This window comes from Citrobacter sp. Igbk 14, assembly GCF_028069825.1.
In the GTDB taxonomy this organism is placed as follows: domain Bacteria; phylum Pseudomonadota; class Gammaproteobacteria; order Enterobacterales; family Enterobacteriaceae; genus Citrobacter.
In genome coordinates, this window is record NZ_JANEWM010000059.1 from 16,289 (window position 1) to 26,756 (window position 10,468).

Below are 10,468 nucleotides of genomic sequence, written 5' to 3' on the forward strand. Positions count from 1 at the left end.
GAGGAAGTATGTACCGGATTGGTGAATTAGCAAAACTGGCCGACGTGACGCCCGATACTATCCGCTACTATGAAAAGCAGCAGATGATGGAGCATGAAGTACGTACTGAAGGCGGATTTCGACTCTATACAGAAAGTGATCTGCAACGGCTGAAGTTTATTCGTTACGCGCGACAGCTAGGTTTTACGTTGGAGTCTATTCGTGAATTACTTTCGATCCGTGTCGATCCGGAACACCATACCTGTCAGGAATCAAAAGGGATCGTTCAGGATAGATTGCAGGAAGTCGAAGCACGTATAGCCGAACTTCAAACGATGCAACGATCATTGCAGCGATTGAATGATGCATGCTGCGGAAAGGCACACAGCAGCGTCTATTGTTCTATTCTGGAGGCACTTGAACAAGGTGCCAGTGGCACGACAACAGGTTGTTGATTTATTGAACGGGAGGGTCTAGACTCGCGGCGTAAATTGTTACCACAAACTGGAGATATTATGAGTCGTTATCAGCACACCAAAGGGCAGATAAAGGACAACGCCATTGAGGCGCTACTGCATGATCCACTTTTCAGGCAGCGTGTTGAGAAGAATAAAAAAGGGAAAGGTAGTTATCTGCGTAAAGGTAAACATGGCAATCGGGGTAACTGGGAGGCCAGTGGCAAGAAAGTGAATCACTTTTTTACCACTGGCCTTCTTGTTTTAGTGAGTGTTTAAGAGCGGTTATTCTGTTCTTTCAGCAGGTCACGAATTTCACTTAACAATACTTCCTCTTTAGAAGGAGCCGGCGGTGCTGCAGGTTCTTCCTCTTTTTTACGATTCAGTTTGTTGATCAGTTTGATTGCCATAAAGATAGCAAACGCCACAATAATGAAATCAAAGACGTTCTGAATAAATACACCGTAATGCATAACGACAGCCGGGATGTCTCCCTGCGCATCGCGTAATGTCAAAGCAAACTGTTTAAAATCGATCCCACCAATTAACAACCCCAGTGGCGGCATGATGATATCGGCAACCAGCGATGAAACAATCTTACCGAATGCCGCACCAATAATGACACCCACTGCCAAATCGACAACATTCCCGCGCATCGCGAATTCGCGAAACTCTTTAATAATGCTCATTTTATTCTCCCTATGCAGCTGACGTTTATAAGTTTAACAAATGTTAAGACATTTTCCATTTATGTATTGCTGAAAGGAAAATTTATTAGACCATGAAAAATAAAGGGAAATAAAATGGGCGCTATATAAGCGCCCAAATATTTACAGGAAAAAAGGACTTGGCTGGAATAGCCGTTCGACGTCAGTAATAAATTTTTTGTCTGTCAGGAACATGATAACGTGATCACCCTGCTCAATACGCAGGTTGTCATTGGCTATCATCACGTCGTTACCACGCACTACGGCACCAATAATGGTACCAGGTGGAAGTTTAATTTCGTCTATTGCGCGACCGACAACTCGTGATGTCGTTTCATCCCCGTGCGCGACAGCTTCAATCGCTTCCGCAACACCGCGTCGCAGCGAAGAAACGCCGACAATATCAGCTTTGCGCACATGGCTCAGTAGCGCAGATATGGTGGCCTGTTGCGGTGAAATTGCAATATCAATCACGCTACCCTGGACCAGATCAACATACGCCCTACGCTGGATCAGCACCATGACTTTCTTTGCGCCCATGCGTTTGGCGAGCATGGCCGACATAATGTTAGCTTCATCGTCGTTGGTTACCGCGATAAAAAGATCAACTTGATCAATATGTTCTTCAGCCAGCAGCTCTTGATCCGAGGCATCGCCGAAAAAGACGATTGTATTTTGCAATTTCTCTGCAAGCTCGGATGCCCGTTGCTGATTGCGTTCGATCAGTTTGACGCTGTAATCTTTTTCCAGACGTCGGGCCAGACCAGCACCGATATTACCGCCACCCACTAACATAATACGCTTGTAGGGTTTTTCCAGACGCTGAAGTTCACTCATTACGGCACGAATATGCTGTGAAGCTGCAATAAAGAATACTTCATCACCCGCTTCAACAATGGTGGAACCCTGCGGACGAATTGGCCTGTCATGACGGAATATCGCCGCGACGCGGGTATCGATGTGTGGCATATGCTCGCGCATTGTCGACAGTGCATTGCCAATCAATGGCCCGCCGTAATAGGCTTTGACCACCGCCAGACTGACTTTACCTTCGGCAAAATTTACTACCTGTAACGCACCCGGGTATTCAATCAGTCGGTAAATGCTATCGATAACCAGCTGCTCTGGTGCAATCAGATGATCGATAGGCACTGCATCAGACTGGAACAGTTTATCTGCATCGCGGACATAATCCGGCGAGCGAATTCGGGCGATACGATTGGGGGTATTAAAGAGTGAGTATGCTACCTGGCAGGCAACCATATTGGTTTCATCTGAGCTGGTTACTGCAACCAGCATATCGGCGTCGTCAGCTCCGGCCTCACGCAGTACACGGGGATGAGAACCATGGCCTTGCACAACGCGGAGATCAAACTTGTCCTGCAGGCTGCGCAGACGCTCACCATTGGTATCGACTACCGTGATATCGTTGTTCTCTCCGACCAGGTTCTCAGCCAACGTACCGCCAACTTGCCCTGCGCCCAGAATGATAATTTTCATCAGTTGCGACCCGTTATCTCATCACTTCTTGATTAGCTTAGCGTAAAAGAAACCGTCACCTTCTTCTGCACCCGGTAAATTCTGGCGCCCTGGCTGTTCCGGCGTACCCGTTTCACTTAATAGAGCATCAGGCGTTCGTGCCAGGAAGGCAGAGATTTGCTGTTGGTTCTCTTCAGGCAAAATAGAACAGGTTGCATAAACCAGCGTGCCACCCGGTTTCAGATGTGCCCAGGTCGCATTAAGTATTTCTGCCTGCAATTGGGCGAGTTCAGCAATATCCCGATCGCGACGCAGCCACTTTATATCGGGATGGCGACGGATGACCCCAGTGGCAGAGCACGGTGCATCTAACAAAATGCGATCAAACTTTTGTTCGCCGCACCACTGTTCGGGGTAACGACCATCGCCCTGTTTAACGGTTGCCTTCATGCCAAGGCGTTTCAGGTTGTCATAGACACGCGACAGACGTTTTTCATCGACATCGACAGCCATCACATTAGCTTGCGGGGCAACTTCCAGAATGTGAGTGGTTTTACCGCCCGGCGCACAGCACAGGTCGAGGATCTGTTCACCGTCCTTCGGTAACAGATAGGTCACGCATCCTTGAGCTGAAGCATCCTGGACGGTCACCCAGCCTTCGTCAAAACCTGGTAGGGCGTGCACAGGAGTTGGCGTTTCCAGACGTACCGCATCCGGGTAGTCCGGATGCGGGAAGCCGGTTAATCCCGCTTCGGTAAGTAGATCCAGCCAAGCGTCGCGTGTATGGTGGTTACGATTGACACGTAGCCACATCGGTGGTCGCTGGTTATTGGCTGCAAGAATCGTCTCCCACTGTTGTGGATAGGCATTTTTGATACGCTTAACCAGCCATGAAGGGTGTAAAAAACGCAGTTCGCTTTGCGCAAATTCGGTGAGCAACTCTTCCTGACGGCGCTGAAACTGGCGTAATACGCCGTTAATTAGCCCTTTCAGCTGAGGTCGCTTGATAACGACTGCACCTTCGACGGTTTCAGCAAGCGCAGCATGTGGCGGAATACGAGTATGCAAAAGCTGGTAGAAGCCAACCATAATCAGATAGTGGACAGTGCGCTGTTTGCCCGTCATCGGGCGTTCCATCAACTGTTGAATCATCCACTCCAGCTGGGAGAGCGTACGTAAAACGCCGAAGCAAAGCTCCTGCAACAGCGCCTTATCTTTATCGGCTACTTTTTGCTGCATGGCGGGCAGCACGTTACTCAACGATTGGCCCTTTTCAACAACCTGTTCGACGGCCTGGGCCACCATACTGCGTAAATTAAGATGTTTTTTCATAAGCGCAAAAATAAAAATGCCCGGAGGTTCCGGGCTTTAAAAGAGATGAACCGTCAGATCAGACGATTTCCGGGCACAAACCACTCCCGACGTGAATTGAGCAGATCCTGTGCGCTCATCGCTTTCTTGCCGGCAGGCTGTAAAGCGATGAGATTCAGGATGCCGTCGCCTGTTGCGACCTGGATGCCCTGCTTTGTCGCCTCGAGGATGGTGCCTGGTGCAGCCTGTGTGTTCGCAGCAATAACAGAAGCTTTCCAGACTTTTACTGGCTGACCTTCTATTTCAAGCCAGCTCATTGGCCACGGGTTAAAGGCGCGGATACAGCGTTCCAGTTGAGCGGCCGAAAGCGACCAGTCGATACGGGCCTCTTCTTTGCTGAGTTTTTCAGCATGCGTAACCAGAGATTCATCCTGAACAACTGGTTTTATTGTGCCAGCAGCAAGCTGTTTTAGCGTTTCAATCAGCCCCTGAGGCCCTAAATCTGCCAGCTTGTCGTATAACGAACCGCTAGTATCTTCTGCTGTAATTGGGCAGGACAGCTTATGCAGCATATCGCCTGTGTCCAGACCGACATCCATCTGCATGATGGTTACACCGGTTTCGGTGTCGCCTGCCCACAATGAACGCTGGATCGGCGCGGCTCCACGCCAGCGTGGAAGCAGAGAACCGTGAACGTTGATACAACCCAGACGCGGCATGTCCAGTACGGCTTTTGGCAGAATCAGGCCATAGGCTACCACCACCATTACATCTGCGTGCAGGTCAGAAACCAGTTGTTGGTTTTCCTGGGGACGAAGAGATACAGGTTGGAAAACGGGTATCCCTTTTTCTTCCGCCAGCACTTTCACCGGGCTGGGCATTAGCTTTTTACCACGTCCCGCAGGACGGTCCGGCTGGGTAAACACGCCAACGACGTTATGTCCAGAAGACAACAGCGCGTCAAGATGACGCGCTGCAAAGTCAGGTGTACCCGCAAAAATAATACGTAGTGAGTCTGACACGTTGATTCTTGTCCTTAAGCTCGGGCGTTCAGGCGGTCGAGTTTTTCAACTTTCTGACGAATACGTTGTTGCTTCAACGGAGACAGATAATCGATAAACAGTTTACCGACCAGGTGATCCATTTCATGTTGGATGCAGATAGCCAACAGGCCATCGGCCTCCAGTTCAAAAGGCTTGCCGTCGCGATCGAGCGCACGAATTTTTACTTTTTCAGCGCGCGGTACTAATGCACGTTGTTCAGGAATAGATAGGCAGCCTTCTTCAATGCCGGTTTCGCCGTCTTTCTCCAGTAGCTCTGGGTTAATGAGTACCAGACGCTCGTCACGGTTTTCAGAGACATCAATAACAATGATGCGCTGATGGATATCGACCTGTGTTGCGGCCAGACCGATACCTTCTTCGGCGTACATCGTTTCGAACATATCATCAACGATACGCTGAATTTCTGCATTCACTTCTTCAACTGGCTTTGCGACTTTGCGAAGACGCTCGTCCGGAATATGTAACACTTGCAAAACTGACATAGTTATCCAGAGTTGTGTTCAGGAATTGGAAAGATTATTACCTCTATTCTAGACAAAACCCGCTCTGATTGACAGCATCAGTGACCAATCGCAAAGATTGCCAGGACTGCTTGTGGCAGGGGAACAGGGATGACCCATATTGAGATTTGGTTACGTTTAGCACAAGTGAATGAACTGTATGGTGATGAGATGGTGCGCACTGCTCACTGGCTTATTGCTCAACCGGGTATTAACAATACGATACTTCGGCATGCAGGGCTCACTCCTCGTCAGGTCGAACGTTTTCAGGCCTTTTCTGAGCAGTCACTGGAAAAAACGCTGCGTTGGCTTGAGTTACCCCATCATCATCTGGTTTTTGCCGACAGCAAGTATTTTCCGCCGCAGCTGCGTGCTATTGAGGATTACCCAGGCGTACTTTTCATTGCTGGTCGCCCTGAGTGTCTTCACGCATTTCAAGTTGCTGTTGTCGGCAGTCGGCAGCACTCCTGGTATGGCGAACGATGGGCGCGGTTGTTCTGTGAGAAGCTTGCAGCATGTGGTGTGACGATCACTAGCGGACTGGCTAAAGGGATTGACGGTGTGGCGCATACAGCAGCGATAAACACACACGGGGCTAGTATTGCGGTACTGGGAAATGGCCTGGAAACCATATATCCGCGGCGACATGTTCGACTTGCTGAAAATTTGATAGAGGCCGGAGGCGCGCTGGTGTCTGAATTCCCTTTGGATATGCTCCCTTTACCGCGTAATTTTCCCCGACGAAATCGCATTATTAGTGGTCTAAGTAAGGGAGTACTGGTTGTTGAGGCGGCACAGCGTAGCGGCTCATTAGTCACAGCACGCTGTGCACTGGAACAAGGACGGGAGGTTTTTGCTTTGCCTGGGCCGATCGGGAGCCCGGGAAGTGAAGGGCCCCATTGGCTCATTCAGCAGGGAGCCATGCTTGTGACGTCACCAGAGGAAATACTGGAAAGTTTGCAATATGGGCTGCAATGGTTGCCAGATGAGCCTGAAAAATCAATTTATTCGCCGGATCACGAAGAGGTGGCATTGCCATTTTCAGAGCTCCTGGCTAACGTAGGAGATGAGGTAACACCTGTTGACGTCGTCGCTGAACGTGCCGGCCAACCTGTGCCAGAGGTAGTGGCTCAACTGCTCGAACTGGAGTTAGCAGGATGGATCGCAGCTGTACCCGGCGGCTATGTCCGATTGAGGAGGGCAAGCCATGTTCGACGTACTAATGTATTTGTTTGAGACATATATCCATAACGAAGCAGAGCTGCGTGTGGATCAGGACAAACTGGAACGGGATCTTACCGACGCTGGTTTTGATCGTGAAGACATCTACAACGCGTTACTGTGGCTGGAAAAGCTTGCTGATTATCAGGACGGCCTTGCCGAACCTATGCAGCTTGCATCAGATCCCCTTTCTGTACGTATTTATACTGCAGAAGAGTGCGATCGGCTGGATGCGAGCTGTCGGGGGTTCCTGCTATTCCTGGAGCAGATTCAGGTGCTAAACCTCGAAACGCGAGAAATGGTGATAGAGCGCGTACTTGCGCTGGATACGGCTGAGTTTGATCTGGAAGACCTGAAGTGGGTGATCTTGATGGTTCTGTTCAACATTCCAGGCTGCGAAAATGCCTATCAGCAAATGGAAGAATTACTCTTTGAAGTGAATGAAGGTATGCTGCATTAATCAATCTTCATTCAGTATGAGTTGTTATGGCTAAATCAGCACTGTTTACGGTGCGTAAAAACGAGCCCTGTCCACAATGTGGGGCTGAACTGGTTATACGTTCCGGGAAACACGGCCCGTTTCTCGGTTGCTCACACTATCCAGAATGCGATTATGTCCGCCCGCTGAAATCATCTGCGGACGGACATATAGTCAAAGTTCTGGAGGGTAAATTCTGCCCAGCATGTGGCGCTGAACTGGTGCTGAGGCAGGGGCGATTCGGTATGTTTATTGGGTGCAGTGATTACCCTGCCTGCGATCACACTGAGCTTATCGATAAGCCTGATGAAACAGCAATAGTATGCCCCCAATGCCAGACGGGCCATTTGGTTCAGCGGCGTTCACGTTATGGCAAAACCTTTTACTCCTGCGATCGCTATCCGGAGTGTCAGTTTGTCATCAACTTCAAACCGTTAGCCGGAGAGTGTCCAGAGTGCCACTATCCGCTACTCATCGAAAAGAAAACCGCGCAGGGTGTGAAGCATTTCTGTGCCAGTAAACAATGTGGAAAGCCGATCCCGGCGGAATAAAAAAGTGAATAAAAACCTGCCTACGGACCCCATCGCTGCCGCGATAGAGGTTCTGCAACAAGAAAATGTCATCGCTTATCCAACAGAAGCCGTTTTTGGTGTCGGGTGTGATCCTGACAGTGAAACGGCGGTAACGCGTCTGTTGGAACTCAAACAACGTCCAATAGATAAAGGTTTGATTTTGATTGCGGCAAACTTTGATCAACTCAAACCGTATATTGATGACAGCATGCTTACTGATGCTCAACGTGAAGCTGTTTTTGCGCGCTGGCCAGGCCCTGTCACCTTCGTTTTTCCGGCACCTGTGACTACGCCGCGTTGGCTAACTGGTCGTTTTGATTCGCTCGCCGTGCGTGTCACGGATCACCCGCTGGTGGTTGCATTGTGTCAGGCCTATGGCAAGCCATTAGTTTCCACCAGTGCTAATCTAAGTGGACTAGCACCCTGCAGAACGGTAGAGGAAGTACGAGCGCAGTTCGGGGACGATTTTCCAGTGGTTGAAGGTAATACCGGCGGGCGTTTGAATCCCTCGGAAATCAGAGATGCTTTGACGGGTGAACAGTTTCGACAGGGGTAATATGAAAGAAGCCTATGCTGTTTTTGGTAATCCGGTAGCGCACAGCAAATCGCCTTTTATTCATCAGCAATTTGCAGAGCAGCTGAAGATTGATCACTCTTATGGTCGGGTGTTGGCGCCCATCAATAACTTTGTGAATACGCTCAATGCCTTTTTTGCGGATGGGGGGAAGGGAGCCAATGTTACCGTTCCCTTTAAAGAAGAGGCGTTTGCGCGTGCTGATGAACTAACAGAGCGGGCATCGTTGGCTGGAGCGGTTAATACCCTAAAACGGCTGGAGGATGGGCGCTTACTGGGTGATAACACCGATGGTATCGGCCTGCTTAGTGACCTTGAACGTTTGTCTTTCATTCATCCCGGGTCTCGCATTCTGCTGATTGGGGCTGGTGGAGCGTCCCGCGGTGTGTTGCTGCCTCTCCTGTCTATGGATTGCGCAGTGACTATTGTTAATCGTACCGCTTCGCGGGCTGAAGAATTGGCGCAGATCTTCTCCCATACCGGTAGCGTTCAGGCGGTGGGAATGGATGAGCTGGATAATTACACTTTCGATTTGATCATCAACGCGACTTCCAGTGGTATTAGCGGCGATGTTCCAGCCATTCCGGCATCGCTCATTCACTCTTCGGTCTACTGCTACGACATGTTCTACCAAAAGGGGAATACCCCGTTCCTTTCCTGGTGTGTATCACATGGTGCAAAACATTGTGCCGATGGTTTGGGAATGCTGGTGGGGCAAGCGGCACATGCTGTTTTGCTCTGGCATGGTGTGTTGCCGGAGATTGAGCCTGTGATTAAAACACTGCAACAGGAACTTTCCGTATGAATCAGGCGATTCAATTCCCTGATAGGGAAGAGTGGGTGGCGGATATTAATTCCGTCATCTTCCCGGCGATGGTTCATGGTATGCAGCTAAAATGCGCCATAAAAGGAGAGACGCTGGCGCATCGCTTTGGCGGCGACACGCCTGAACAGTGGCTTGAAACTTTTCGCGAATATCGCTGGGATCTGGAAGAAGAGGCTGAAGCATTGATCCAGGCCCAGCAAGAAGATGATCAAGGTTGGGTCTGGTTATCCTGACCTAAATACTCATCTTTCCACTTCACGTAGTTGTTAGCGGAGTACTGTAGGCCTGCTTTCTCTTCATCAGTTAGTGGGCGGATTTGTTTAACCGGGCTTCCCAGATACAGATATCCGCTCTCCAGGCGCTTGTTTTGCGGGACCAGACTTCCTGCTCCGATCATGACGTCATCTTCTACTACTACGCCATCCAGCAAAATCGATCCCATACCGACTAAAACGCGGTTGCCAATGATGCAGCCGTGTAGCATGACTTTATGACCTACAGTCACATCTTCGCCTACGATCAGAGGGTTACCTTGCGGATTAGATGTGGATTTATGTGTGACATGCAGTACGCTGCCATCCTGAATGTTTGTACGGGCGCCAATCTGTACGTAGTTCACGTCGCCACGAATCGCAACCAGTGGCCAAATCCCGACATCATCAGCCAGACGAGTATCGCCAATGACAACACTACTACTATCGATCATGACGCGCTCGCCGATCTGTGGGAAAAGATCCTTATAAGGACGCAGTACATTAGACATGTTTACCTCAATGAAAATAGGGCGGTAATGAAGACTTTGGTTGGATTATTGAGTCTGTGCAAGTGATTTAGTTATCAAAAATCAGCCAAATTGCACAGGAATGTAGCGAAAGGAGTGAAAAACAAGCACTCGGTAAAAAAGATCCAAAAAACACTTGTGCTAAAAAATGGGATCCCTATAATGCGCCTCCATCGACACGGCGGATGTGAATCACTTCACGCAAACAGCCGGTCCGGTTGAAGAGAAAAATCCTGAAAATGAGGGTTGACTCTGAAAGAGGAAAGCGTAATATACGCCACCTCGCGACAGAGCGCTAAAGCGCGTCGCAATTGCTCTTTAACAATTTATCAGACAATCTGTGTGGGCACTCGAAGATACGGATTCTTAACGTCGCAAGACGAAAAATGAATACCAAGTCTCTGAGTGAACATACGTAATTCATTACGAAGTTTAATTCACGAGCATCAAACTTAAATTGAAGAGTTTGATCATGGCTCAGATTGAACGCTGGCGGCAGGCCTAACACATGCAAGTCGAAC

General features: G+C 49.4%; 14 protein-coding genes and 1 rRNA gene. 9 read left to right on the top strand and 6 right to left on the bottom strand.

The genetic code is table 11. The annotated features are described in order from the left end of the window. Nucleotides 1–8 precede the first annotated feature (8 nt). Together zntR and arfA are read left to right on the top strand one after the other, a co-directional pair. Nucleotides 9–434 (top strand): Zn(2+)-responsive transcriptional regulator, encoded by a 426-nt coding sequence (zntR, locus tag NNN64_RS18860; RefSeq protein WP_271442360.1) that lies wholly within the window; start codon nucleotides 9–11, stop codon nucleotides 432–434. Nucleotides 435–494: 60 nt separating this feature from the next. Beyond that, nucleotides 495–713 (top strand): alternative ribosome-rescue factor ArfA, encoded by a 219-nt coding sequence (gene arfA, locus NNN64_RS18865; RefSeq protein ID WP_271442361.1) that lies wholly within the window; start codon nucleotides 495–497, stop codon nucleotides 711–713. Here the strand turns inward: arfA and mscL are convergent. From mscL to def, 5 genes are all read right to left on the bottom strand, one after another. Beyond that, nucleotides 710–1,123 carry a large-conductance mechanosensitive channel protein MscL gene (gene mscL / locus NNN64_RS18870; protein ID WP_137383643.1) on the bottom strand — a complete coding sequence of 138 codons (414 nt, stop codon included), beginning with the start codon at nucleotides 1,121–1,123 and terminating at the stop codon, nucleotides 710–712. The genes arfA and mscL overlap by 4 nt on opposite strands. A gap of 141 nt (nucleotides 1,124–1,264) precedes the next feature. Beyond that, nucleotides 1,265–2,641 (bottom strand): Trk system potassium transporter TrkA, encoded by a 1,377-nt coding sequence (trkA, locus tag NNN64_RS18875; RefSeq protein WP_115601380.1) that lies wholly within the window; start codon nucleotides 2,639–2,641, stop codon nucleotides 1,265–1,267. Between the two features lie 21 nt (nucleotides 2,642–2,662). Continuing rightward, nucleotides 2,663–3,952 (bottom strand): 16S rRNA (cytosine(967)-C(5))-methyltransferase RsmB, encoded by a 1,290-nt coding sequence (gene rsmB, locus NNN64_RS18880; protein ID WP_271442362.1) that lies wholly within the window; start codon nucleotides 3,950–3,952, stop codon nucleotides 2,663–2,665. A 53-nt stretch (nucleotides 3,953–4,005) separates the two neighbouring features. Continuing rightward, the gene (fmt, locus tag NNN64_RS18885; RefSeq protein WP_271442363.1) at nucleotides 4,006–4,953 is read right to left on the bottom strand and encodes a methionyl-tRNA formyltransferase; all 948 of its coding nucleotides are present in this window, start codon (nucleotides 4,951–4,953) and stop codon (nucleotides 4,006–4,008) included. Nucleotides 4,954–4,967: 14 nt separating this feature from the next. Then, nucleotides 4,968–5,477: a peptide deformylase gene (gene def / locus NNN64_RS18890; RefSeq protein WP_040232019.1), complete on the bottom strand. Its 510-nt coding sequence runs from the start codon at nucleotides 5,475–5,477 to the stop codon at nucleotides 4,968–4,970. 129 nt (nucleotides 5,478–5,606) lie between these two features. On the opposite strand from def, the gene dprA reads away from it, so the two are divergent. From dprA to NNN64_RS18920, 6 genes are read left to right on the top strand one after another with little or no spacing between them, the layout of a single operon-like run. Continuing rightward, a complete protein-coding gene (dprA, locus tag NNN64_RS18895) occupies nucleotides 5,607–6,731 on the top strand; it encodes a DNA-protecting protein DprA (RefSeq protein WP_271442364.1) in 1,125 nt (374 codons plus the stop codon). Next, nucleotides 6,703–7,176 (top strand): DUF494 family protein Smg, encoded by a 474-nt coding sequence (gene smg / locus NNN64_RS18900; protein WP_005134083.1) that lies wholly within the window; start codon nucleotides 6,703–6,705, stop codon nucleotides 7,174–7,176. Before dprA ends, smg begins: the two co-directional genes overlap by 29 nt. A 26-nt stretch (nucleotides 7,177–7,202) precedes the next feature. After that, complete coding sequence (locus NNN64_RS18905; RefSeq protein WP_137383637.1) at nucleotides 7,203–7,745, top strand: DNA topoisomerase family protein; 543 nt, start codon at nucleotides 7,203–7,205, stop codon at nucleotides 7,743–7,745. A 4-nt stretch (nucleotides 7,746–7,749) separates the two neighbouring features. Continuing rightward, entirely contained in the window at nucleotides 7,750–8,322 is a 573-nt protein-coding gene (gene tsaC / locus NNN64_RS18910; protein WP_271442365.1) for an L-threonylcarbamoyladenylate synthase type 1 TsaC, read from the top strand. 1 nt (nucleotide 8,323) lies between these two features. Continuing rightward, the gene (gene aroE / locus NNN64_RS18915) at nucleotides 8,324–9,145 is read left to right on the top strand and encodes a shikimate dehydrogenase (protein ID WP_271442366.1); all 822 of its coding nucleotides are present in this window, start codon (nucleotides 8,324–8,326) and stop codon (nucleotides 9,143–9,145) included. Continuing rightward, on the top strand, nucleotides 9,142–9,399 hold the full coding sequence (locus NNN64_RS18920; protein WP_271442367.1) for a DUF1488 domain-containing protein: 258 nt from the start codon (nucleotides 9,142–9,144) through the stop codon (nucleotides 9,397–9,399). The genes aroE and NNN64_RS18920 overlap by 4 nt, the downstream gene beginning before the upstream one ends. Here NNN64_RS18920 and NNN64_RS18925 read toward each other — a convergent pair. After that, a complete protein-coding gene (locus NNN64_RS18925; RefSeq protein WP_271442368.1) occupies nucleotides 9,375–9,929 on the bottom strand; it encodes a gamma carbonic anhydrase family protein in 555 nt (184 codons plus the stop codon). The genes NNN64_RS18920 and NNN64_RS18925 overlap by 25 nt on opposite strands. 472 nt (nucleotides 9,930–10,401) lie before the next feature. Here NNN64_RS18925 and NNN64_RS18930 point away from each other — a divergent pair. Next, a 16S ribosomal RNA gene (locus tag NNN64_RS18930) occupies nucleotides 10,402–10,468 on the top strand; the annotation flags it as partial.

Coding starts and splice junctions, on each gene's coding strand:
- zntR (WP_271442360.1), top strand. CDS start 9: ATGTACCGGATTGGTGAATTAGCAAAACTGGCCGACGTGACGCCCGAT.
- arfA (WP_271442361.1), top strand. CDS start 495: ATGAGTCGTTATCAGCACACCAAAGGGCAGATAAAGGACAACGCCATT.
- mscL (WP_137383643.1), bottom strand. CDS start 1,123: ATGAGCATTATTAAAGAGTTTCGCGAATTCGCGATGCGCGGGAATGTT.
- trkA (WP_115601380.1), bottom strand. CDS start 2,641: ATGAAAATTATCATTCTGGGCGCAGGGCAAGTTGGCGGTACGTTGGCT.
- rsmB (WP_271442362.1), bottom strand. CDS start 3,952: ATGAAAAAACATCTTAATTTACGCAGTATGGTGGCCCAGGCCGTCGAA.
- def (WP_040232019.1), bottom strand. CDS start 5,477: ATGTCAGTTTTGCAAGTGTTACATATTCCGGACGAGCGTCTTCGCAAA.
- dprA (WP_271442364.1), top strand. CDS start 5,607: ATGACCCATATTGAGATTTGGTTACGTTTAGCACAAGTGAATGAACTG.
- smg (WP_005134083.1), top strand. CDS start 6,703: ATGTTCGACGTACTAATGTATTTGTTTGAGACATATATCCATAACGAA.
- NNN64_RS18905 (WP_137383637.1), top strand. CDS start 7,203: ATGGCTAAATCAGCACTGTTTACGGTGCGTAAAAACGAGCCCTGTCCA.
- aroE (WP_271442366.1), top strand. CDS start 8,324: ATGAAAGAAGCCTATGCTGTTTTTGGTAATCCGGTAGCGCACAGCAAA.
- NNN64_RS18920 (WP_271442367.1), top strand. CDS start 9,142: ATGAATCAGGCGATTCAATTCCCTGATAGGGAAGAGTGGGTGGCGGAT.
- NNN64_RS18925 (WP_271442368.1), bottom strand. CDS start 9,929: ATGTCTAATGTACTGCGTCCTTATAAGGATCTTTTCCCACAGATCGGC.